We start from the raw sequence: 22,788 nt of genomic DNA, 5'->3' as shown, positions 1-22,788 counted from the left end.
CTACGGGGTTGGTGGTGAACACAAATTTAGTGAACACCACCGATCTTGTAGGAGCTGGCTTGCCAGCGAAGGCGTCGATGCGTGTTACTTCGGCCCGAGAATCTTCCCCAACGTTTCCGGCGACGGCGCACCTTGCTGTTGTTGCAACTCGCCCTTGGCGTCCATATAGAAAATCGCCGGAGTGGCCTGCAGCTCCAACTCTTCCATCAACTGCATGTTGGCCGCCAGTTTGGCCTGAACGGCTGGCGGCACTTCCTTCAGCGCCTTGAGCGAGCTGCTCTTGCCCGCCGCTTCATGTTCTTGCAGGGCTTTTTGCGGGTCTTTGGCGGCGAGCAGTGCGGCGGACTTGCCCGGGCTGTCTTCGCGGATGATGCCGACCATGATGTGGCGCAGCTGCACTTTGCCGGACTTGACCCATGGCCGCGCCTGTTCCCAGAACACATTGCAGTACGGGCAGTTCGGATCGCTGAACAGGTACACCACGCGCGGGGCGTCCTTGTTGCCGTCGCCAATCCAGTTGCTCGCTTCGAACTTGCTCCAGACCTCCTTGGACATCGGCGCGTACACCAGCTTCTGCAACGGCGCGCTGGTCAAGTCGTTGCCCTCGGCGTCATACAGATTGCCCAGCAGCACATGCTTGCCATCCGGGGTCAGGTACAACGCCATGCCGCGGTTCTGGTATTGCGCGGCGTAACCGCGCAAGCCGTCAGGGGCGTCGAACCGGCCGACGATTTTCGCGCCTTTGGCTTCGATCTTCTTGATCGCCTCGGGCAGCTCTTCGGCCTGCACCGACGGCAGGTGCAGCAGGGCGGCACCGAGGCTCAGGGTCAGCAGGTGGCGGAGGCGGGGCATGGCAATTTCCTTGAAGAAGTGGCGGGGACAGTGTCGAAGTTTTCCAGGGCGCGAGCCAGGCTGGCTTCCGAGAGTTCGCCCAGATGGCTGCCCAGCAGGCGACCTTCGGGGCTGTAGAACAGCGTAGTCGGCAACGCCATGGAGCCAACGGCCTGACCCAAACGACCACCGCCGTCGAACAGCACGTTGGACAGGCTCAGGCCCTGGGTTTCCAGGAAGGTCGCGACGCTTTGCATGCTTTCGGCCTGATTGATGAACAGAAAGGTCAGGTCCGACCGGGCTTGCTGGGCATTTTCCAGCACCGGCATTTCCCGGCGACACGGTGGGCACCAGGTCGCCCAGAGATTGATCACCAACGGGCCGCCCTTGTAGTCGGCCAGTTTCACGGTTTCACCGGCGGCGTTGCGCAAAGTGATTTCCGGCAGGCGCGTGCCTTGTTCGTAAATCGACAGGGAAAACGTTGCGAGTACCCAGAACGCCAGGCCGCTGGCCACGCCAAACCCCAATGGGCGTCTCAATCCTGGGCGTCGCCAGCCACGATACAAGGTCGCAAGCAGCACCACGATCACACCGGGCCAGGCGAGGAAACCGCCGTCACGCAAGTCAATGATCTGCCACGGATCGTTGCGATAGTGCATCCAGTAAGCAACCACGAAACCGACCCGGGCCGCGAGCATGCCCAGTAGAAACAGGCTGAACAGCGCCGACTCGGGATTCTCGCCGCCACGCTTGGCCACCCGCCAGCCGACAAAAGTCGCCAGCGCCAATGCACTGATCAGCAGCAGGTGATTAAGCGCGATGGCAAAGGTGCCGAGGGTGAGTGTCAGCATTAACGGGCGTCTCGGGTGGTGGTCCAGCGTTGCAGGAACGTATCGGCATCGACCTCGCCGGTGATGCGCTGGCTGCGACGCTCCTCACCGTCAGCGCCGATCCACAGCAGGCTCGGTGGCCCCGGCACTTTGTAACGGCTGAGGAGTTCGCGGCTGGCGGCATTGTCGGCGGTGACGTCCAGCCGGAGCAAGCGTACGTCGCTCAGGGTTTCCATGACTTTGGCTTTGCCGAACACCTGTTTCTCCATGACCTTGCACGACACGCACCAGTCGGCGTAATAGTCCAGCAGCACCCATTGACCCTGAGCCTGCGCAGCGTCGAGTTCACGCTGCAACGCTTGTGGATCCTTGAGGGTGGTGAAGGCGTCGTGACCGACCGGAGCGGCGGCAACCGCTGTGCCTGAAGCGCGAAACACCTGCAACGGCTTGAACAGATCATCGCTGCCGCCCGCCGCGCCGATCATCAACAGGCTGCCCCACACACCGAGCAGCAACGAGCTGGCACCGAACAGGTGGGCGATCCGTCCAAAACCGTCCGATTGTTTCCAGGCGCTGTAGGCTGCGACCAACAGCAGGGCGCCACAGAGTCCGATCCACAGCGACTCATCCAGTACCGGACGCAGCATCAGCAATGCCGTGGCGAGGAACAGGAAGCCGAAAATACCTTTGACCAAATTCATCCAGGCGCCGGGTTTTGGCATGAAGCGGTTGCCGACAGTGACCAGCAACAGCAGCGGCACGCCGATGCCAATCCCCATGGCGAACAGAATCAACCCGCCGTGCAGCGCGTTACCGCTCTGCGCAATGTAGAGCAGGGCACCGGCCAGCGGAGCGGTCATGCACGGGCCGACCAGCAGACCGGACAACGCCCCCAGCACTCCCGCGCCGATCAGGCTGCCACCGCGTTGATTGCGCGAGACGTTTTCCAGGCGATCACGTACGGCCACCGGCAACTGCAATTCGAAGAAACCGAACATCGGCAAGGCCAGCAGCACGAAAATCGCTGCGAAACTGCCGAGCAACCAAGGGTTCTGCAGCAACGCTTGCAGATTCGCCCCTAGCATGGCGGCCAAAACACCCATCGCCGCGTACACCAGCGCCATGCTGATCACATAGCTACTGGCCAGGGCCAAACCACGTTTGGGCGTGGCGCCACTGCCCACGATCAGACCGGCCAGAATCGGCAGCATCGGCAATGAACAAGGGGTGAAGGCCAGTAACAGGCCGAGGCCGAAAAACACCAGAAGGCTCCAGCCCAGAGCACGCTGTTGCAGGCCGCTGGCCAAGGCTTGATCCGGAGCTTCGGCGCCTGCATTCGTGACGTTGGTGTTGCCCAGATCGACAACTTTGGTTTGCGGCGGATAACACAAGCCGGCATCCGCGCAGCCCTGATAGCTCACTTTGACCTGACCGCTGGCACCCACCGGAACCTTCAGCTCCAGGCCTTGGCGGTAGACTTGCTGTTGACCGAAAAACTCGTCGCTGTGATCTTCGCCCACGGGCAACGTCGGTTTGTGTTCGGTCGGCAGACCGTCGAACTTCAGGCGCTGCTGGTACAGGTAATAACCGTCGGCAATCTGCCAATAGAGCTGGGTTTCACCAGATTCCAGACGTTCAGACGTAAACGTGAAGGCTTTCTCGACAGGGAGAAAATCGGGTTTTGTGTCAAACGGATTGGTCCCTGCCTGGGCCAGGCCCGAGATCAAGAAAGCGAAAAGTAAAAACAGTCGACGCATGGGTAAGCCTTTGCCCTGTGCAAGTGAGGTGCACAATGGGTGGTGTCGATTAACCGATGATTAACCGTGGCGGCCTTGTGGCGGTGGCGCTTGCGGCATAATGTCCGCTTAATCGGTCAAAGGCTTAATCTGCTTTATTTACAAGAGGCTCCCCATGCACGTACTGGTTTGCGAAGACGATGAGCTGATCGCCAGCGGCATCGTTGCCGGCCTGACCGCCCAGGGCCTGACGGTGGAACACGTCGCCACGGCGTCGGCGGCCCGGGCCATGCTCAAGGTGGCCGAATTCGACGTGATGGTGCTCGACCTCGGATTGCCCGATGAAGACGGCCTGAAATTGTTGCAGCAGTTGCGCCACAACGGTCTGGAATTGCCGGTGCTGATTCTCACGGCGCGGGACTCGGTCACTGATCGTGTTGATGGCTTGCAGGCCGGCGCTGACGACTACCTGCTCAAACCTTTCGACTTGCGCGAACTCGCTGCACGGTTGCATACCCTGTTGCGCCGGGTGGCGGGGCGCAGCGTCAACCTGATCGAACATGGCGCGTTGACGTACGACCCCAGCAGCCGCGAAACCCTGCTCGCCGGTCAGCCCGTAGACCTTTCGCGCCGCGAACAGTCGCTGCTGCAAGCCTTGTTGCACAACCGTGGCCGCGTGCTGTCGACCGAGCAGCTCAAGGACAGTGTCTACGGTTTCAACGACGAACTGGAAAGCAACGCCCTCAACGTCCACATCCATCACCTGCGGCGCAAACTCGGCAACGGGATTGTCGAGACCGTGCGCGGCTTGGGTTATCGCCTGGGGCCGGCTGATGGGGGAGAAGAGTCGAAGTGATGAGCCTGCGTTTGCGCTTGAGCCTGACGCTCGGCGCCGCTTTTGCGTTGATCTGGGCACTGGCTGCGGCCTGGATGCTCAGCGACCTGCGCAATCAGATGATGTTTTCCCTCGACCAGCGGCTGGTGGCATCGGCACGCATGGTCGCCGGCCTGATGGAGCAACTGCCGCCCGTGTCGAGCAAGGGCGAGGGCACCCATTTCAGCGCCGAGCAGTTGAACATTCCCGGTGGCATGGCCTGTCAGGTCAGCTCGTTGCGCGGTGAAATCCTGGCCCGCAGCCACACCGATCCGCAGCAAACCCTGGAAGCCGAGAAAATGGGCTTCCACGATCAGATGATCGACGGCGCACCGTGGCGCAGTTTCACCCTGGCCCGGGGCGATTTGCGCATCACCACGGCCGACCGCCAAATCGAGCGCGAAGCGTTGAACATGTCGATCCTGCTGGCCGCTTCGGTGCCGGTGGGCGTGGCGTTGCTCGGTTGCCTGTGCCTGCTCTGGCTGGGTATCGGCCAGGGGCTCGCGCCGCTCAACCGCATGCGCGATGCCTTGATGCGCCGCAGCCCCGACTCCCTGGAACCCTTGCATGTCCACCCATTGCCCAGTGAGCTGCAACCCTTGCTGGAAACCCAGAATCAGTTGCTGCTGCGCATCGGCAAGACCATCGAACGCGAGCGCCGCCTGACCGGTGATGCCGCCCACGAGCTGCGCAGCCCGTTGACCGCGATCAAGACCCACCTGCAAGTGGCGCGCATGACCGAAGGCACTGCCCGGGATCAGTCCCTGGCCCGCGCCGAGGAGGGCGCCGACCGCCTGCACCGGACCCTCGAACAATTGCTGTTGCTGGCACGGGTCGAAGGCAGTCTGTCGTTCGACGACGGTGTGCAATGCAGCGCTGAACAAGTCGCGAAACTGGCGATTCAGGACGCGGCCAGTGGTGATCGCCAGCGTATCCGCTTCCAACCGCCGACCAAGGCTTCCAGTGCACCGGTGCAAATGCCTGCCGTGCTGTCGATTGCGGCGCTGCGCAACTTGCTCGATAACGCCCTGCGCCATACGCCGGGTGACAAGGCAGTGGAGTTGAGCCTGGAAACAACCGGTGATCGCGTGCAGTTCGTGGTTCGCGATCACGGGCCGGGCATTGCCGAAGAAGATTTGCAGAACCTGACCCAACGCTTCTGGCGCAACGGCCAGAGCACCGGCTGCGGTCTGGGGCTGGCGATTGTCCAGGCCATCGTCCAGCGTTGCGGCTGCACCCTGCATTTCGACAGCCGCCCGGACGGCTTGCGCGTTGAGCTGACCATGCCGCTACAACCAGCCTGATAAACACCCAACCCCTTGTAGGAGCGAGCCTGCTCGCGATGACGTCGTGTCAGTCGACATCAATGTTGCCTGATACACCGCTATCGCGAGCAGGCTCGCTCCTACAAGGGCTTGGGGTGCCTCCGAGAAAGCCGCTCAAAAGTCTAAATCCTCTCGACGCTGATGCGTTTCCAGAACAGGAAAACCTGACAAGTGCGCCCCGTGAGCGGAATGCGCACCTGCCTGGTGTGCAGTTTTGGTCACTATCACAGCGTATTGAGGGGTCGAGAGATGTCAGTCGCTACCAGCCTTATCGAAGATCAGCCGGCCCGGGTCGCCCCGACCGAAACGCTTTATCAATTCGAAGAAACGCCCTTGCTGGCCCGCCAGAGCCGGCAGGAATCCAACGCCCGCAGCTACCCGCGACGCATACCCCTGGCGCTCAAGCGTGCCAGGGGCCTGTATGTCGAGGATGTCGAAGGCCGCACTTTTATCGACTGCCTGGCCGGCGCCGGAACACTGGCCCTTGGACACAACCACCCGGTCGTGATCGAAGCCATCCAGCAAGTGCTGAGCGATGAACTACCGCTGCACACGCTCGACCTGACGACACCGGTGAAAGATCAGTTTGTTCAGGATTTGTTCGGCCTGCTGCCACCGGCATTGGCCGCCGAAGCGAAGATCCAGTTCTGTGGCCCGACCGGCACCGATGCCGTGGAAGCCGCACTGAAACTGGTGCGCACCGCCACGGGTCGTAGCACCGTGCTGTCGTTTCAGGGCGGTTATCACGGCATGAGCCAGGGCGCGCTGAGCCTGATGGGCAGCCTGGGTCCGAAAAAACCACTGGGCGCGTTGCTCAGCAGCGGCGTGCAGTTCATGCCGTACCCCTACGATTACCGTTGCCCGTTCGGATTGGGCGGTACGCAGGGCATCAAGGCCAACCTGAACTACCTGGAAAACCTGCTCAACGATCCCGAGGCTGGCGTTCAATTACCCGCGGCCGTGATCGTGGAAGTGGTGCAGGGCGAGGGCGGGGTCATTCCGGCCGATCTGGACTGGTTACGCGGTTTGCGCCGGATCACCGAAAAGGCAGGGGTGGCGTTGATCGTCGACGAGATCCAGAGCGGATTCGCCCGCACCGGCAAGATGTTTGCCTTCGAACACGCCGGGATCACCCCCGATGTGGTGGTGATGTCCAAAGCCATCGGCGGCAGCCTGCCGCTGGCGGTGGTGGTCTACCGCGACTGGCTGGACACCTGGCTGCCGGGCGCCCACGCCGGGACTTTCCGCGGCAACCAGATGGCGATGGCCGCCGGTTCCGCCGTCATGCGCTATCTGGTTGAGCACAAGGTGTGCGAACACGCCGCCGCGATGGGCGAGCGTCTGACCGAGCACTTGCGCATCCTGCAGCGCGACTTCCCGCAAATGGGCGACATTCGCGGTCGCGGCTTGATGCTGGGAGTGGAACTGGTCGATCCGGCCGGGGCGCGTGACGCTCTGGGCCATCCACCGGCTTTCGCGCGCCTGGCGCCGCTGGTTCAGCGTGAATGCCTCAAGCGGGGCTTGATCCTGGAACTCGGCGGTCGGCATGGCGCGGTGGTGCGTTTCCTGCCGCCACTGGTGATCACCGCTGCGGAAATAGATCGGGTCGCCGAGATTTTCGGCCGGGCTTTGGCCGCTGCCACCGGCACACTCTAAATTTTCCGGCGCGTACATCGTTCCTTCTACATACCGGCTGCGCACACAGCGCAGCCCGCCCTACAACGATGGAGACATAGCATGACGTCAGTATTCGACCGCGAGGACATCCTCTTTCAGGTCGTGGTCAACCACGAAGAGCAATACTCGATCTGGCCCGACTACAAAGCCGTGCCACAAGGCTGGCGCACCGTGGGCAAAAGCGGGCTGAAAAAGGAATGCCTGGCCTACATCGAAGAGACCTGGACCGACATGCGTCCGTTGAGCCTGCGTCAGAAAATGGAAGAGCAGGCGTCTGTGGCGCACTGAGTCGTCGCGGCAAAAAGAAGCCCGCTGGACTGGTGACAGTCAGCGGGCTTTTTCAGGTCTGGAGTCTGTATTTGGATTGCCTTCGTGAGCAGGCTCGCTCCCTGTAGGAGCGAGCTTGCTCGCGATGAACGATAACGCGGTCCTGACCTTAAACGCCGCTCAAACCCTTGATCAGCAAATCCACATTCCCCTCAAGCTCAGTCACCGGATCCTCGGCATCGGTACTCAACACCACCAACCGGCTACCCGCTTCGGTAATCACCGTTTTCAGGGCCTCCGACGGCTGCCGGTGATGCAGCACCACCGCCACATCGTTGTCTTTGAGCTGTACGCCCAATTCCTTGAGCGCCTCAGGTGTCCACTCGGCATCCGGTCGTGCATCGAGCCCGACCAGTTCCAGGTTCAGTCCGCCAATCAGGTAGCCAAAGTGATCGCTCAAACTCATCACACTGAGGTTGTCCGCGCTGGCCAACTGCGCTTCGCTGGTGGCGCTGAGTTTGAGCAAACGCTGCTTGAGTGCCGCCAGGTTCGCCTCGATTTTCGGCTTGGCCTCGGGCGCCAGACGCACTAGGTCCGCCGCGATCACATCTGCCATGCGTCCCATGTTGTTGCTGGAAAACCACGGCTGGCTGTTCAGACCATCGACCTTGATGCCTGGCTGCACGGCAATGCCGGGCAGGGCGCCGTCGACCGGGCGGGCAGCATCGACTTCAACGATACGAATATTGCTGCGACGGGAAATCGGATACAGCGGATCGTCCGGCCACAGCGAGCGCAGGCCAATTACCGCATCGGCATCCGTCGCCAGTTTGGCCAGCGCCGGAGCGCCACGGCCAGTGAAGTAGGCGGTCTGGCGGCTGCCGGGCAGATTGGCCGGCGCCGCGCGTTCGAGGCTGACATCGGTGCCTTTGAGCAGCACTTCGCCCAGTCCGTAGGTGATTGGCAGCGACGCCAATACGCGCAGCGGTTTGCCGCTGTCGGCGGCGAAGGTTGCGGTGGACACCCCGCACAGCGCGACGGCCAGGGTCAGTTGACGCAGAGAGAATGACATTTATCCAAGGTTCCCTTTCAGGCTGGGGACGACGCCGCGTGCGATGGCGGCCAGGGCGAAGGCAATGCCGGACACCAGAATGATCGCAGCACCGGACGGGATCGGCAGGTCGAAGACAATCGGCGCGAGAATCCCGCACAGGGTGCTGACCGTGGCGATCAGCACCGAACACCAGAAGAAACCTTTCAACGATTGGCTGAGCAAGCGTGCCGCTGCGGCTGGAATGACCAACAGTGCGCCTACGAGAATGGCGCCAATGACTTTCACTGCGGCGACGGTGATCAGCGTCACCAGGATCACGAACAGGTAATCCAGGGTCTTCACCGCCACACCGCGTACCGCCGCCAGTTGCGGGTTGAAACTGGCGAGCATGATGCGGTTATACAGCGGCAACGCCAACGCCATCACCAGCGAGCCGACAATCGCCAGTACGGCGAGGTCATTGCCATTGACCGTCAGTACCGAGCCGAACAGCACGTTCTCCAGAATGTGCACATTGATCTTGCCCGCCAGAATCAGCAGCAGGCTGGCTCCCAACGCCAAAGAGACCGAGAGGAACACGCCGATCAGCGTATCCGGCGCCAGGCCCGTGCGGTTGCGCAGGTAGTTGAGCAGGATGCCGAACAACAGGCAGTAGCCGAACAGGCTGCCATATGGACCGGTGTAGGGTTCGCCGAGCAGAATGCCGATGGCCACGCCGGTCAATGCCGCGTGCCCCACAGCCTCGGAGAAAAACGCGAAGCGCTTGACCACGACCAATGTGCCCAGGCCGCCGAGCACCGGACCGATCAGCAGACCGGCGAGCAACGCGTTGACTACGAATCCGTAGGCGAGGGCTTCGGGCAGATACCCGGACGAAGCCCAACCCTGGACCATCAAACGGAAAGCTTCGTAACTCATCAGGCAACGCTCCGGGGATGGGTCGAAAACAGCGTCAGCAGACGCTCCGGGGTCAGTGCCTGTTTCGGCGTGGCGTCGAACAGCACCCGACGATTGAGCCCTGTAACGTGATCGGCCAGACGCCCGACGGCTTCCAGATCGTGTTCGATCCACAGCACGGTAATTCCGGCTGAACGCCAGTCGCCGAGCAAGCGTTCAAACACCTGAATGCCAGCCTCATCGAGCGCAGACATCGGTTCATCGAGTACTAGCAATTGCGGCGAAGGGATCAACCCTTGAGCCAGTAAAACCCGCTGACGTTCGCCGCCGGACAACGCGCCCATGCGTCGCTTGCGTTTGTCCTGCATGCCGACGCGCTCCAGCGCCTCGCCAATCGCCGCCGCGTAGTGCTTGCTCAAACCGAGGAACGCCGGGCGCCGCTGGCACATGGCGGCCATGAAATCGTCGACGGTCATCGGCAGGCCGCGGTCGAACTCCAGCGCTTGCGGCACGTAGCCGATGGTGCCCGGTTCAGCGGGCCATTGCAGGCTCAAACGGCCCTGATGCGGCATCTGCCCGAGCAACGTCTTGATCAGCGAACTCTTGCCGCCACCATTGGGGCCGACCAGCGCATGCACGCTGCCGGGCTGCACCTTGAAGGTCACGTTGTCGAGAATTGTCGTGCGCCCCAGCGTCAGGCTGACCCCGGCGAAATCCAGCGTCGGGCCCGCCCCCTGTAGGAGCGAGCTTGCTCGCGATTGCGCTGCATCATTCAAGGAAGATGCTGACTGACCAGACCCCTTCGCCAGCAGGCTGGCTCCCACAGGATTCTCGGCGTCTTGGGCGATGATCGTTTCTTTCGAAGTCATGCGCCCGACTCCTGGATCGCCCGCACCACGGTGTCGAGGTTACCGGTCATTTCCTTTTCGTACTTGTCGGCGGTGTATTCGCCGTAGGAAATGTGCGACAGCGGATACAGCTTCACCCCGGATTCGCGCTGGATGGTGTCGACGTAAGAGGACGGGAAATCCATCTCCGAAAAGATCACTTTCACATCCAGTTCACGCAGTTGGTCGATGGTCTTTTTCAGCTGGCTCGGGCTCGGTTCGATGCCGTGGGCCGGTTCGACCACGGCGGTGACTTCCAGACCAAACTCGCGCAACAGGTAATCGTAGGCAGCGTGCACCGTGGCCACGCGCAGTTCGGCGTTCGGTGCCTGGGTCAGTTTGGCCAGGGCATCGGCGCGCATTTTGCGTAGACGCTTGCCGTAGGCTCGGGCGTTTTCGGTGTAGGTCTTGGCATTGGCCGGGTCGATCCTGCCCAGTTCCCGGGCGATGTTGTTGACCTGGGCAATGGACGCGCTGATCGACAGGAACGTGTGCGGGTTCACCACCTTGCCCGCGCCGCGTGCGGCAACACCCGTGGCGGCCAGCAGCGGTACGTTTTCGTTGGCTTCGATGACCTTGACGTTCGGGGTTTCGCTGGCGGCGATCATGCGGTCGGCGAAGTCATCATGACCGACGCCGTTGAGCACGATCACGTCCAGCCCGCTGATGCGCTTGATGTCTTCGGCGCGCGGCTCGTAGGCGTGGGGGTTGAACCCGGCCGGAATCAGCGGCACGACCTCGGCCTTGTCGCCGACGATATTGGCCACGTAGCTGTAATAAGGGTGCAGGGTGATGCCGATGCGCAGGCGCTTGGCCTCGTCGGCACTGGCCAGGGTGGGCAGCAGGCAGGCAAGCAGGCCGACCAGCAGCAGGCGCAAGAACGAACGTTGAGATGAAATGGGCATGGGAAAGCGGTCTTCTCTCGGGTGAAGGCGAGGGTTCAATGCTTATGCTGGCGGGTCACGCCGGCATCGAATTGCGCGACGATCTGCTGCCAGCCGGCACTTTCAAGCGCGGCGTCGCTGAGGTCGGCAGGGGCCTTGAGGTCGGTCGCGCGGTTGAGCCAGATGTCTGGCGCGTCATCCGCAGCGGTCAAGCGCATCAGAAAGGAACCGGCGACACCCTTCGCCTGGCTCTGACCGAAGTAGGCTTTGCTATCGAGCAACTGCCAGGCATGTCCGCCGCGACTGACGGAACTGGCGTCCTGAGCGAACGGCGCAAAACCCTCATCGGCGAGGGTTTCGGGCGTCGGCAGCGCTTGTTGTTCCTGACGCAGCAGGTGAATTTCGTCCAGCGTCACACGCAGGTCGGCATAGATGCCTTGCTCGGAAGCACTGAGGTCGCGGCGGGCGTCCAGTTGATGGCTGCTGATGCTGCTCACCTCATGGGACTCGCCGCGCCAGAGCACCACCGAGCCGGCAACGGCCAGAATCATCAGGCACAGCAGCAGGACGTAGAGGGTTTCGTGACCGGCCCCAGCCGGGCGGACGACCTGGGTGGTTGGCGTACTCATGGTGCCTCGATGTCCGCTTGGTCGATTTCGACGACGTGGCCGGGGCCCGCGTCGAACAGCACGTAGAATTCCGCGCCGGGTTTCTTGAAGGTCAGGGTCGAGTCGGCGCCGAGCTTGCCTGGCACGAGAATGGTTTCGTCGTAACCGACCACATCAAGGGTGACACCCGGAGCACCGCTGCCATCGGAAAAACCGCCGGTGCATTTGATCTGCTCGGCGTCGATGGCTTTGCATTCGCACATCGGGTTGTGGGCGAGGGCGCTGGCACTGAAGCCAGCACACAGCAGCAAAACCGCATGGAGAGGGCGGGAAATACGGGTCATGGTTTGCCTCCTTGTTTGCTCAGCCAGGCGACGGTGGCGGGGGATGCCTGGTTCAAAGGAATGGATGCCTGATGCATGCTGCCGTCCCAGCCTTCCATGGTGATCCACAGTTGAGCGTCGGTCTTGGTCTTGTCCGGCACCGGCAACTGGGCGCTCATGCGGTACGGCGTGCCGAAGAAAATCACCCCGGCGGCGCGCAGGCTGCGGGGCTTGCCGATGCGCAGGTAAGTCGCCTTGACCTGGTCGATACAGGCGTCGCAGAGCGCTGCGTTGAAGTTCTTCATGTGGCCGGACGGGCTATTGAGCGGAGCTTCATTGCGCAGTTCCGCCAGACGCAGGCTCCAGGGACCGACTTGCACTTCGCCAACCTCCCGCTCGCCCAGACCGTTGTCACCACGCTGCAACGCCTCGTCGGCGAAGTACTTGGGCATGAAACCCAACGGAATCAGGAGTAACAGGATGTTCAGGTGGAAGCGCCATTTGTGCCAGAACACGCGCAGGCGGGAGGCTTGAGGGGCAGCAGTGACGTTGCTCACAGGTTAGCCTCCGACGGTTCGTTGCTCAGGGCTGTTTGGGTTTTCGTGGCGTGTTGCTTCTTGTTGCTGCGCTTCAAGGCATTGGCGGTGGCCAGTGCGGTGCGTTTGGTCCAGATCAACAAGCCGCTCAGGACCATCATGCTCAACAACAGGCCGAAGAAGGCCCAGATCAACTTGATCCACAGCCCGCCGAAATCCCCGGTGTGCAACGGACGCATCGACTCGGTGACGAACTCCAGCGCCGAGCGGTCCGAGATCAGTCGCGTGGCCGCAATTTCGCCGCTGTACGGGTTGAGGGTGGCAGTCTGGAACATCAGCGGATACCAACCGCGTCCACCGATATCCATATGGCTATAGGCATTGCCCGGCAGGCTGACAAAGCTGGCCTCAAGCCCGGAAATCTGTTGCGAGGCGATTTCAATCGCGCGATCGAGATCGATGCGCGGTGGCGGCGTACCGTCGGCCGACATCGGTACGGCTTCACGGGACATCGACGGGATGATTTTCTCGGTGGAAATCGACACCTGGTTATCGAATAGAAATGCCTGGATCAGAAACCAGGTGCCGGTGATGGAAATGACCGCAATGAACCAGATCGACCAGATGCCGCTCAAGCGGTGGAAGTCGCCCCAGAAAATCCGTGCGCCATGGCGGATGCGCAGAGTCGGACTGAAAAAGCCTTTCCAGAAGCGTTTGTAGACCACCAGCCCGGTCACCAGCGAAGCCAAGAGTGGCAAACCGAGAAACGACACCAGATACCAGCCCCAGCTAAAGCCGTTGGTAAACGGCACCAGCCACCAGCCATGCAACGCACGGGTGAATGCCTGGAAATTGAATTCCGGCGCTACCCCCTGAATGACGCCGCTGTACGGGTTGACGTACACCACCACGGAGCGTCCGTCGGGGTAGCTGACTTGTACGTCGAGGGCAAAATGCGACTCGTCGGGTCGGCTGATGCTTTCCACCACGGTCTGCGGTTCAGCCTTGTGGATAGCGTCGAGGACCTGTTGATAGCTGAGCAGCGGTGCATCATCGGAAGGCTGGCTGGCGCGCATCGACGGGTTGGCCAGCCAGACGATTTCCTGGCTGACGACGGCCAGAGTGCCGGTTACACAAACGATGAGTACGAAAAACCAGATCGGCAACGCCAGCCAGCTATGGACCAGAAACCAGATTTTTGAACGGGACTTCTTTGACATGATGTGAGGTCTTGCCTGGATGAGAGGGGCTCTGCTGCGGGTTTCACAGCGACGATGTCCCTGGAAAGTTCGGTCGTGGCTTTTGCCTACGCGACCGACTGCATCTAGATAAGACGAATGATGACCGAAAAACCCGAACGGCAATGCAAAAGTAAATGTTTCTTATTATTGCCACAATGATCAATTGACGCAAAGGGTTGCAGCCTGCGATTGCTGCCGCAGGTCATCGCTGCTGTCACAGGCTGCGACCTTTTCGTGCTTCAACCCTGACTGAACATCTCTTTGGCCCGTTGCTCAATCTGTTCCTGGGTCAGGTCTTCCTTACGCGTGGCCAGGAACCACAGATGCCCATAGGGGTCCCTCAACGTCCCGGAACGGTCGCCGTAAAACTGATCCTTGACCTCGGATATGACGGTTGCACCGGCCTCTATGGCCTGTTTGTAGGATTTATCGACATCCGTCACATACAGATGGAGGCCCACGGACGGCGAGTTGTCCGGATTGCTCAACGGCCCTTGATCGCAGGGTGTGCCCAACATGATCGGACAATCGCCGATGCGCAGCTCGGCATGACCGATGCCGCCATCAGGCATGGCCAGCCGCATCACTTCGATGGCACCAAAGGCTTTCTTGTAGAAGTCGATAGCCTGAGCGGCTTTTTGAATGCCCAGATAGGGGGTGATGCTGTGATAACCCTCTGGAATCGGTTTGACGCTCATGATGAATCTCCCTGTTTTTGTTGTGAGAAAGAGGTTCTATGCCGTTAGCCGGCTGGATAAATATAGGCCAGCTACTTTTGCGCTACTGAACGCCCGACGAGCAGCAGTGGTCCGTGGTGTGGCGAACGTTCCAGCGGATGCTGTAAACCTGATAGCCACTATCGAACGTGTTGATTTCTACCCGTTCGACGGCACGGGTAGCCTGTGTTCATTGCCCCCGAACCCAGATGCCGGACGCCAGAAATGAAACCTCTAATCGCCACTTTCCTGCTGTTTGCCCTTTGCGTACTCGCCGGGTGTGCCAGTCATGTTTCTCCTGAACTGCGGCCCTACACCGCAGAGGAAAGCAAGGAACTGGCGCTGGAGGCGTTGAATCGTCGCGGTTTGTCCTTTGACGAGTACCACGCGAAAAAAGCCGAATTGCTCGGTGAACCGCAGAAGTCGTTCCGCTTCGACAGCCAGGGCGAAATGAACGCCGAGCGATCTGTACAGCTTCACGGTCGCTCAAGCTGAGTCAGAACTGTACTGCTTGAAGTTCACGCAACTGTCCGTGGGTTTCACCCAAGGTGTGCGATAGGGTCAACACCTGACTGACCCAGATGGACTGCCACTCATGACGCTCTCACTTGATCTGCTGCTGGGCTTCGCCCTGTTTGCCCTTGTCACCTCAATCACCCCCGGCCCGAACAACACCATGTTGCTGGCATCCGGCGTGAACTTCGGCTTCAACCGTACCATTCCGCACATGCTGGGTATCACCTGCGGCTTCTTTGTGCTCGTCGTCGCGGTGGGTTTCGGGTTGGGAGCGGTATTCCAGACTTACCCTTTGCTTTACACCGTTCTGCGTTACGTCGGTGCGGCGTACCTGTTGTACCTGGCGTGGAAAATCGCTCATTCCGGGCCGGTGTCGGACAGTCAGCACGGCGAAGCGAAACCGATCAGCTATCTGGGCGCCGCCGCGTTCCAGTGGGTCAATCCCAAGGCCTGGATCATGGCCATCGGTGCCATCAGCACCTACACGCCGATGCAGGGTTATTTCACCAATGTGATCGTGATTGCGGCCGTGTTCGCGATCATCAACCTGCCGAGTGTCGGTGTCTGGGCCGCGTGCGGCACGTTGTTGCGCAATGTTTTGAAAGACCGCCGCTGGTTGCGTCTGTTCAATTGGGGGATGGCCGCGTTGCTGGTGGTTTCGCTATATCCGTTGTTGCTCGAAAGCTTCAGCTGACGCGCTGCTTCGACCGGTCGCCCGATGCCTGTTAAGCTGGCTTTTCAGGAGCGTTCCTACGCACTTTTAAATGAAGTTGTACTTCTTTAACGGCATCCGATCAGGTATTGGTAACGTTCTGAAAACTGCGCGCAGCTCACGAGGCTGCGCCTTGCCGTTTCCAGCCACGAGCTTCCTGATCCCGGAACACGCTCTGCGAGTCTTTTATGAATAAACGTCCGTTGTATTTCGATTACGCCGCCACCACGCCGGTGGACGAGCGGGTCATCAAGGTCATGGTCGAGTGCCTGGGCTTTACCGGCAATTTCGGCAACCCGGCTTCAAGCTCCCACGCGTTCGGCCAGCAGGCCCGGCAATCGGTCGAACAGGCGCGATGTCAGGTCGCCGAGCTGGTCGGCGCGACACCTGAACAGATCGTCTGGACATCCGGCGCCACCGAATCCAACAATCTGGCGCTCAAGGGTGTGGCCCAGGCTCGCGGGATTTCCGGCGGCCACATCATTACCAGTCAGATCGAACACAAGGCGATTCTCGACACTGCCCGGCAATTGCAGGATGCCGGCGTTGCGGTGACCTATCTGGTGCCGGACGCCGAAGGTCTGATTACTCCGCAAGCCGTCAGCGAAGCCATGCGCGAGGACACGTTCCTGGTGTCGCTGATGCTGGTCAACAATGAACTGGGCACGCTCAATGACATCCCGGCGATCGGAGAAGTGGTGCGCGGGCGCGCTGCGTTGTTCCATGTCGACGCCGCACAGGGCACGGGTAAAGTGGCGATCGACCTGGCGCAGTGGCCGGTGGACCTGATGTCGTTCTCCGCTCACAAACTCTACGGTCCCAAAGGTATCGGCGCGTTGTACGTCGGCCCGCGCGCGCAGCAAAAATTGCAGGCGCAGATCCACGGCGGCGGCCACGAAGGCGGTTTGCGTTCCGGTACCTTGGCGACCCATCAGATCGTTGCCATGGGTGAGGCTTTCACATTGGCGGCGAAGCTGTTCGAAACAGAAAAAGCCCAGATCGTGCGCTTGCGTGAACGCCTGCTGGAGCAACTGCTGAGCCTGCCCGGCGTGCGCCTCAATGGCAGCCCGACCCGACGCATTCCCCATACCCTGAGCCTGACTTTCGGCGAAGGCGAGTTCAACTCGGCGGCGTTGAGCCATTCGATCGCGTTTTCCGCGACCTCGGCCTGCAATTCCGCGAGCAATACCCCATCCCACGTGCTGCTGGCCTTGGGGCTTGATGCCCACGCGGCCGGTCGCACGATTCGCTTGAGCCTGGGGCGTTTCACGACCGAACAGGATATCGACCAAGCGGTAGAACTGATCAGAACAGCCTGCGCCAGTGCTCCGGCATTCTGGCAATAGGGCGATAAAGTGCCGACGCTGATCGGCGCGCAACAATAATGATGAGTGGTTAGCAGGAGTCATGATGAATATGCAGTCTTCGATCAATGGATCGGTGCCCCAGCGCCTGGCGCAAACCCGCGAACTGATGAGCCGGGAGGGCATTCATGCCTTGCTGGTGCCGTCGGCCGACCCGCACCTGTCGGAATACCTGCCGGGTTACTGGCAAGGACGCCAATGGTTGTCGGGTTTCCATGGTTCTGTCGGCACTTTGATCGTGACTCCGGACTTTGCCGGCGTCTGGGCCGATAGCCGTTACTGGGAGCAGGCGACCAAAGAGCTCAATGGCAGCGGTATCGAACTGGTCAAGCTGCAACCGGGTCAACCCGGCCCATTGGAATGGTTGGCCGAACAAACTCCAGAGGGTGGCGTTGTCGCGGTCGATGGCGCGGTGATGGCCGTGGCTTCGGCGCGGACATTGGGACGCAAGCTTGAAGAGCGCGGCGCCCGATTGCGCACGGACATCGACCTGTTGAGCGATGTCTGGAGTGACCGTCCGCAGTTGCCCAATGAACCGATCTATCAACACTTGCCGCCGCAAGCGACCGTCAGCCGTGGCGAAAAGCTCGCCAAGCTGCGTGAAACCCTGAAGTCCCGTGGCGCCGACTGGCATTTTATCGCCACCCTCGATGACATCGCCTGGCTGTTCAATCTGCGTGGCGGCGATGTGTCGTTTAACCCGGTGTTCGTTTCCTTCGCCTTGATCAGCCAGCAGCAGGCCACGCTGTTCGTGGCGCTGAGTAAAGTGAGCGCCGAGTTGCGCGCAATCCTTGAACAGGATGGCGTGACCCTGCGCGATTACAGTGAAGTGGCTGCGGCGCTGAAGGCTGTTCCAGAAGGAGCAAGCCTGCAAGTCGACCCGGCACGGGTCACGGCCGGCCTGCTGGAAAACCTGGGCAGCGGCGTCAAGCTGATCGAAGGCTTGAATCCGACCACCCTGGCCAAATCGCAGAAAAGCCTGGCGGATGCCGAGCATATCCGCCAGGCCATGGAGCAGGACGGCGCGGCGCTGTGCGAGTTCTTCGCCTGGCTGGACTCGGCATTGGGTCGCGAACGCATCACCGAACTGACCATCGACGAACACCTGACCGCTGCTCGTGAGCGCCGTCCCGATTACGTGTCGTTGAGCTTCAACACCATTGCTGCGTTCAACGCCAACGGTGCGATGCCGCATTACCACGCCACCGAGGAAGAGCACGCGGTGATTGAAGGTGACGGTCTGTTGTTGATCGACTCCGGCGGTCAATACTTGGGCGGTACTACCGACATCACGCGGATGGTGCCGGTCGGCACACCGACCGCGGAACAGAAGCGCGATTGCACTCGTGTGCTCAAAGGCGTGATTGCCTTGTCCCGTGCACAGTTCCCGAAAGGCATCCTGTCGCCGTTGCTCGATGCCATCGCTCGCGCACCGATCTGGGCGGAAAGCGTCGATTACGGTCACGGCACCGGTCATGGTGTGGGCTATTTCCTTAATGTGCACGAAGGTCCGCAAGTGATTGCCTATCAGGCTGCACCTGCACCACAGACAGCGATGCTGCCGGGGATGATCACGTCCATCGAGCCTGGCACCTACCGTCCGGGCCGCTGGGGCGTGCGGATCGAAAACCTGGCGATGAACCGTGAGGCGGGCAAAAGCGAATTCGGCGAGTTCCTCAAGTTCGAAACCCTGACCCTGTGCCCGATCGACACGCGTTGCCTGGAAACGTCTTTGCTGACTGAAGACGAGAAGCAATGGTTCAACGCCTATCACGCCGAAGTGCGCGAGCGCTTGAGTCCGTTGGTCGAGGGGGCAGCCCTTGCGTGGTTGAATGCTCGTACGGCGGCGGTTTAGCAGGTTGTTGTAATGCGATTCGGTTGATCAAGGGCATTGCCCGCCACCCTGAACCCTGGAGTGGCGGGTTACCGAGAAATCAGCTCAGGGCTTCAAGGACGAATTCCAAGCGGTCCTGACCGAAGTACAGCTGATTGCCGACAAACATGCTCGGTGCACCAAACACTCCCCGTTGCACTGCTTTCTCGGTGTTGTCCTTGAGTGTGGCTTTGACTTCTTCATCGGCGGTCAGAGCCAGTATCGCTTGAGGATCAAAACCGTTTTCGATCAACACCGCCGCAACGGTGGCAGGCTCATTCAGGCTGCGGCCGTCGACCCACAGCGCCTTGAACAGGCATTCGATGAATGCGCAAAAACGTTCAGGATCACGCATCTGGATGCCGGTCACCGCACGCATCAACATCAGCGTGTTGATCGGAAAGTGTGGATTGAACTTCAGCGGCACACCGTAGCGTTTCGCGTAGCGATCCAGGTCCTGGAACATGTAACGACCCTTGGCCGGAACGGTCGCTGGCGAGGCGTTGCCGGTGGCTTTGAATACTCCGCCCAGCAGAATTGGAATGTAGATCAACTGCGCGTCAGTCTGCGCGCAGATCTTCGGTAGCTGGGTGTAGGCCAGATAAGTGGCGGGGCTGCCGAGGTCGAAGTAGAACTCCACGGTTTTGCTCATGGTCGAAGGTGCTCGTTTTATTGTTGTGGGGAAGGGCTTACCAGCGTTCGCTCCAGGGACGCAGATCGAGCTCGAAAGTCCAGGCGTCGCGGGGCTGGGCGTGCAGATACCAGTAGTTCTCGGCGATGTGCTCGGGGTTGAGAATGCCGTCCTGATCCTTGGTCGCATACTTCTCGGGGAAGCTCTCGCGGATGAAATCGGTATCGATGGCGCCATCGACGACCACATGGGCAACGTGAATGTTCATCGGTCCCAACTCACGGGCCATGCTTTGGGCCAGTGCCCGGATCCCATGCTTGGCGCCGGCAAACGCGGCGAATCCGGCGGCGCCACGCATACCCGCCGTGGCACCCGTGAACAGAATCGTGCCTCGTTGACGCTTGGCCATGCGTTTGGCCACTTCCCGGGCGTTGAGAAAACCCGAGAAGCAGGCCATCTCCCAAATCTTGAAATACTTGCGGGCCGTTTCTTCGAGAATGCTGCACGGCACGTTGGCGCCGATATTGAACACGAACGCTTCAATGGGGCCGATCTGGTTTTCAATCTGTTCGACCAGCGCGATCACGTCTTCTTCTTTTCGCGCATCGCAAGCGAACCCGTGTGCTTCACCGCCGTCGGCCTTGATGGCATCCACCAGCGGTTGAAGCTTGTCCGCGCTGCGGCGAGTGACACAGGCGACAAAACCTTCCCGAGCAAAGCGTTTGGCAATTGCGCCACCCGTGGCATCACCAGCGCCGACAACCAGTACGACCTTCTTGTTATTCATGGGTAGATCCCTTTGGTAAACGATCGTTAACTAAACGGACGTTATGCTACGATTCGATAATCGTCAAGGTATTCAAATCGGGAAGAAGGCTATGCGTTATTCGACCAGCCACAAATTGGAAACCAAGGAGAAGCTGCTGGAAAGCAGCGCGGTTTCGGCCAAGAAGTCGGGTTTCTCAACGGTAGGCGTCGATGGCTTGATGAAAGCGATCGGCTTGAGTGGCGGCGCGTTCTATAGCCACTTCTCGTCAAAGGATGAGCTGTTCGCAACCATTGTCGAGCGTGAGCTACGCCAAAGCCTGGCACGATTGGGAGCGGATCAGGACCGAGACAAACTTGAACGCTGTCTCAAACTTTATCTGAGCATGTCCCATGTCGAGCATCCGGAAACCGGTTGTGCGCTGCCAGCCTTGGGGGCCGAGATCGCCCGGTCAGACGTGAGCGTTCGCCAACAGGCGGAACACTGGATCTGTCGGCTCCAGGAAAGCTGGGCGGAGATTTTGCACAGTGACAGCTTGGCCTGGGCGATTCTGTCGCAATGCATTGGTGCACTGGTCGTCGCCCGGATGCTCGCAACTCCGGATGTTCAGCGCGAGGTGCTGAAGTCCAGTTACGATGAAATCGGTCGCCAAATCGCAAGTCCGAGAACCTGACGCGGCGACCTGTCTATTTGCAGATGACAATCATGCTTCGGCTGGTATAGCCCGCGGGATTGAGGCCAAACGGATAGTCGCCAGGTTCTTCCACGGTATCCCCCGACTTGGCGATGACCTTGTAACCCTTGGGAGCGCACAAGTTGCTAGCGGTGGCGTAGCATTTGTCCCAAGACGACGACAGTCCTGAACAGTTGATGTGCAGCCCTTTCTTGCCGTGTTTGATCTTGGTTTCTGATGTCGCTGCGCAGCCTGCAATTGCAAGAGCGGCGATCAGTATCAAAATTCGTTTCATTACTATCCTTATAGCGTCCCGGGTCTTGTGCCCGGGTCTGGCTCTAATCGCTTTTACTTGAAGCGTCCTGATATCCCTGTCTGAAATCGCCCTGCCTGACTCTGGGTTGCGGGCCTAAACATGGCCTAATTAAGCGGTAAATGCCAGAGCTTCGTTATTTCTGCTTCAATCTGCCGCTATCGCTGGTTTGGCAGCATTGCCCATGGTCAACGTCGCACCTACCGACGCCAAAATGATGCACATGATGGCCATCCATTGTGACAGTGAAAGGAACTCGTGAAGGAACAGTAGCCCCGAAAGCGCTCCGACGGCAGGTTCAATGCTCATCAGTGTGCCGAAAGTTCTGGCCGGCATGCGAGTCAATGCGACCATCTCCAGGGTGTAGGGCAGGGCGGTGGACAAGATGGCGACGCCGAGAGCTATCGGGATCAAGGCAGGCGTCAACAGAGCAGAACCCGCATGGACGATTCCGATCGGTGCTACAAACAACGCGGCAATCATTACTCCCAGCGCGGCAGTCTGAACTCCGTTGTCGGCGCCGGCCTTCTGGCCGAACAGAATGTATAGCGCCCAACATACCCCGGCGCCCAAAGCATAACCGACGCCTGTCAGATCCATCCCCGCTGCCGCTTCGCCTGACGGTATTAATAGCAGTAATCCTGCCGCTGCCAGCGCGATCCACAAAAAGTCGATTGCACGGCGTGAGGCATAGATCGCAACCGCCAGTGGGCCAGTGAACTCCAGCGCTACCGCGATACCCAGGGGAACGGTTTGCAAGGACATATAGAAGAGGAAGTTCATGCCGCCCAGTGCCATCCCGTAGACGACGACGGTACGCAGGGATTTTGCGGTGAGTTTCGCGCGCCATGGGCGCAGTATCAGCATCATGATCACGCTGGCGAAAATCAGGCGCAGTGTGGTGGTCCCTTGAGGGCCAATGACCGGGAACATGCTTTTGGCCAGGGACGCTCCGGTCTGGATCGAGGCCATGGCTATAAGTAACAGCCCAACCGAGAATAGGGTGGAGGCTAGGCTGCGTTGCTGGTCGTTCATTGCGTGACACCGTCCAAGGTAGGAAATCAGGGCGTTTCTACGTACTTGGGCAATATGTTGCGCATTAGTCATCGGCGCGTCTATATATAAGCAGTGATTTTGAGTGTCATGCTAGAAAGGCAAAATCAGTGCTTGACGGCAGATCTCAGGTGTCTATAATTCGCCCCACTTCCGGCGCAGCCGAAATGGAAAACTCCTTGGTAAACAAAGAGTTACGCG

The 22,788-nt window shown here is 60.1% G+C and carries 25 protein-coding genes; 9 read left to right on the top strand and 16 right to left on the bottom strand.

Features of this window, described 5'->3' with window-relative positions; genetic code table 11:
• Nucleotides 1-84: 84 nt before the first annotated feature.
• Genes dsbG through dsbD form a run of 3 tightly spaced genes read right to left on the bottom strand, consistent with a single transcriptional unit; the run spans nucleotide 85 to nucleotide 3,418 of the window.
• Nucleotides 85-852: a thiol:disulfide interchange protein DsbG gene (dsbG, locus tag QYH43_RS19320; protein WP_095060737.1), complete on the bottom strand. Its 768-nt coding sequence runs from the start codon at nucleotides 850-852 to the stop codon at nucleotides 85-87.
• Complete coding sequence (locus QYH43_RS19315) at nucleotides 828-1,682, bottom strand: TlpA disulfide reductase family protein (RefSeq protein ID WP_095060735.1); 855 nt, start codon at nucleotides 1,680-1,682, stop codon at nucleotides 828-830. Before QYH43_RS19315 ends, dsbG begins: the two co-directional genes overlap by 25 nt.
• Entirely contained in the window at nucleotides 1,682-3,418 is a 1,737-nt protein-coding gene (dsbD, locus tag QYH43_RS19310) for a protein-disulfide reductase DsbD (protein ID WP_301157842.1), read from the bottom strand. The genes QYH43_RS19315 and dsbD overlap by 1 nt, the downstream gene beginning before the upstream one ends.
• 154 nt (nucleotides 3,419-3,572) lie before the next feature.
• Between dsbD and QYH43_RS19305 the strand changes: the two genes are divergently transcribed.
• From QYH43_RS19305 to QYH43_RS19290, 4 genes are all read left to right on the top strand, one after another.
• Nucleotides 3,573-4,253, top strand: a complete 681-nt coding sequence (locus QYH43_RS19305) for a response regulator (protein WP_095060731.1) — start codon at nucleotides 3,573-3,575, stop codon at nucleotides 4,251-4,253.
• Complete coding sequence (locus QYH43_RS19300; RefSeq protein ID WP_301157841.1) at nucleotides 4,250-5,575, top strand: ATP-binding protein; 1,326 nt, start codon at nucleotides 4,250-4,252, stop codon at nucleotides 5,573-5,575. Before QYH43_RS19305 ends, QYH43_RS19300 begins: the two co-directional genes overlap by 4 nt.
• Nucleotides 5,576-5,845: 270 nt before the next feature.
• Nucleotides 5,846-7,252 (top strand): aspartate aminotransferase family protein, encoded by a 1,407-nt coding sequence (locus QYH43_RS19295; protein ID WP_301157840.1) that lies wholly within the window; start codon nucleotides 5,846-5,848, stop codon nucleotides 7,250-7,252.
• 81 nt (nucleotides 7,253-7,333) lie between these two features.
• A complete protein-coding gene (locus QYH43_RS19290; protein ID WP_095060725.1) occupies nucleotides 7,334-7,561 on the top strand; it encodes an MbtH family protein in 228 nt (75 codons plus the stop codon).
• Between the two features lie 148 nt (nucleotides 7,562-7,709).
• Here QYH43_RS19290 and QYH43_RS19285 read toward each other — a convergent pair whose 3' ends face one another.
• The 9 genes from QYH43_RS19285 to QYH43_RS19245 form a co-directional block, all read right to left on the bottom strand.
• A complete protein-coding gene (locus QYH43_RS19285) occupies nucleotides 7,710-8,612 on the bottom strand; it encodes a zinc ABC transporter substrate-binding protein (RefSeq protein ID WP_301157839.1) in 903 nt (300 codons plus the stop codon).
• Entirely contained in the window at nucleotides 8,613-9,512 is a 900-nt protein-coding gene (locus QYH43_RS19280; RefSeq protein ID WP_034155185.1) for a metal ABC transporter permease, read from the bottom strand.
• A complete protein-coding gene (locus QYH43_RS19275) occupies nucleotides 9,512-10,360 on the bottom strand; it encodes a metal ABC transporter ATP-binding protein (protein ID WP_301157838.1) in 849 nt (282 codons plus the stop codon). The genes QYH43_RS19280 and QYH43_RS19275 overlap by 1 nt, the downstream gene beginning before the upstream one ends.
• A complete protein-coding gene (locus tag QYH43_RS19270) occupies nucleotides 10,357-11,283 on the bottom strand; it encodes a metal ABC transporter substrate-binding protein (RefSeq protein WP_301157837.1) in 927 nt (308 codons plus the stop codon). The genes QYH43_RS19275 and QYH43_RS19270 overlap by 4 nt, the downstream gene beginning before the upstream one ends.
• A gap of 35 nt (nucleotides 11,284-11,318) precedes the next feature.
• Nucleotides 11,319-11,891: a DUF6162 family protein gene (locus QYH43_RS19265; protein WP_095060716.1), complete on the bottom strand. Its 573-nt coding sequence runs from the start codon at nucleotides 11,889-11,891 to the stop codon at nucleotides 11,319-11,321.
• Nucleotides 11,888-12,214, bottom strand: coding sequence for a hypothetical protein (locus QYH43_RS19260; protein ID WP_301157836.1), 327 nt, complete (start codon nucleotides 12,212-12,214; stop codon nucleotides 11,888-11,890). Before QYH43_RS19260 ends, QYH43_RS19265 begins: the two co-directional genes overlap by 4 nt.
• Nucleotides 12,211-12,750, bottom strand: a complete 540-nt coding sequence (locus QYH43_RS19255) for a thiamine pyrophosphate-binding protein (RefSeq protein WP_301157835.1) — start codon at nucleotides 12,748-12,750, stop codon at nucleotides 12,211-12,213. The genes QYH43_RS19260 and QYH43_RS19255 overlap by 4 nt, the downstream gene beginning before the upstream one ends.
• Nucleotides 12,747-13,949 carry a PepSY domain-containing protein gene (locus QYH43_RS19250; RefSeq protein ID WP_301157834.1) on the bottom strand — a complete coding sequence of 401 codons (1,203 nt, stop codon included), beginning with the start codon at nucleotides 13,947-13,949 and terminating at the stop codon, nucleotides 12,747-12,749. The genes QYH43_RS19255 and QYH43_RS19250 overlap by 4 nt, the downstream gene beginning before the upstream one ends.
• Before the next feature lie 260 nt (nucleotides 13,950-14,209).
• Nucleotides 14,210-14,668: a VOC family protein gene (locus tag QYH43_RS19245; RefSeq protein WP_301157833.1), complete on the bottom strand. Its 459-nt coding sequence runs from the start codon at nucleotides 14,666-14,668 to the stop codon at nucleotides 14,210-14,212.
• Between the two features lie 243 nt (nucleotides 14,669-14,911).
• Between QYH43_RS19245 and QYH43_RS19240 the strand changes: the two genes are divergently transcribed.
• The 4 genes from QYH43_RS19240 (at nucleotide 14,912) to QYH43_RS19225 (ending at nucleotide 19,133) form a co-directional block, all read left to right on the top strand.
• Nucleotides 14,912-15,181 carry a hypothetical protein gene (locus QYH43_RS19240; RefSeq protein ID WP_095060708.1) on the top strand — a complete coding sequence of 90 codons (270 nt, stop codon included), beginning with the start codon at nucleotides 14,912-14,914 and terminating at the stop codon, nucleotides 15,179-15,181.
• Nucleotides 15,182-15,281: 100 nt separating this feature from the next.
• Complete coding sequence (locus tag QYH43_RS19235) at nucleotides 15,282-15,896, top strand: LysE family translocator (protein WP_301157832.1); 615 nt, start codon at nucleotides 15,282-15,284, stop codon at nucleotides 15,894-15,896.
• A gap of 206 nt (nucleotides 15,897-16,102) precedes the next feature.
• Nucleotides 16,103-17,260, top strand: coding sequence for an aminotransferase class V-fold PLP-dependent enzyme (locus QYH43_RS19230; RefSeq protein ID WP_301157831.1), 1,158 nt, complete (start codon nucleotides 16,103-16,105; stop codon nucleotides 17,258-17,260).
• Nucleotides 17,261-17,324: 64 nt separating this feature from the next.
• The gene (locus QYH43_RS19225) at nucleotides 17,325-19,133 is read left to right on the top strand and encodes an aminopeptidase P family protein (protein ID WP_301157830.1); all 1,809 of its coding nucleotides are present in this window, start codon (nucleotides 17,325-17,327) and stop codon (nucleotides 19,131-19,133) included.
• A 79-nt stretch (nucleotides 19,134-19,212) separates the two neighbouring features.
• Here QYH43_RS19225 and QYH43_RS19220 read toward each other — a convergent pair whose 3' ends face one another.
• The gene (locus QYH43_RS19220) at nucleotides 19,213-19,803 is read right to left on the bottom strand and encodes a 2-hydroxychromene-2-carboxylate isomerase (protein ID WP_301157829.1); all 591 of its coding nucleotides are present in this window, start codon (nucleotides 19,801-19,803) and stop codon (nucleotides 19,213-19,215) included.
• A gap of 37 nt (nucleotides 19,804-19,840) precedes the next feature.
• Complete coding sequence (locus tag QYH43_RS19215) at nucleotides 19,841-20,569, bottom strand: SDR family oxidoreductase (protein WP_095060698.1); 729 nt, start codon at nucleotides 20,567-20,569, stop codon at nucleotides 19,841-19,843.
• A 91-nt stretch (nucleotides 20,570-20,660) separates the two neighbouring features.
• Here QYH43_RS19215 and QYH43_RS19210 point away from each other — a divergent pair, with 91 nt between their 5' ends.
• The gene (locus QYH43_RS19210) at nucleotides 20,661-21,221 is read left to right on the top strand and encodes a TetR/AcrR family transcriptional regulator (protein ID WP_301157828.1); all 561 of its coding nucleotides are present in this window, start codon (nucleotides 20,661-20,663) and stop codon (nucleotides 21,219-21,221) included.
• A gap of 13 nt (nucleotides 21,222-21,234) precedes the next feature.
• Here the strand turns inward: QYH43_RS19210 and QYH43_RS19205 are convergent, their stop codons facing one another.
• Both QYH43_RS19205 and rhtA read right to left on the bottom strand, forming a co-directional pair.
• Nucleotides 21,235-21,516 (bottom strand): hypothetical protein, encoded by a 282-nt coding sequence (locus QYH43_RS19205; RefSeq protein WP_095060694.1) that lies wholly within the window; start codon nucleotides 21,514-21,516, stop codon nucleotides 21,235-21,237.
• A gap of 165 nt (nucleotides 21,517-21,681) precedes the next feature.
• Nucleotides 21,682-22,569, bottom strand: a complete 888-nt coding sequence (rhtA, locus tag QYH43_RS19200) for a threonine/homoserine exporter RhtA (RefSeq protein WP_095060692.1) — start codon at nucleotides 22,567-22,569, stop codon at nucleotides 21,682-21,684.
• Nucleotides 22,570-22,788 lie beyond the last annotated feature (219 nt).

Origin of the sequence: Pseudomonas sp. C32 (assembly GCF_030417915.1) — a bacterium.
Lineage (GTDB): Bacteria > Pseudomonadota > Gammaproteobacteria > Pseudomonadales > Pseudomonadaceae > Aquipseudomonas.
Note: the sequence above shows the minus strand (reverse complement) of the source record. Positions and strands in the feature narration are given on the sequence as shown.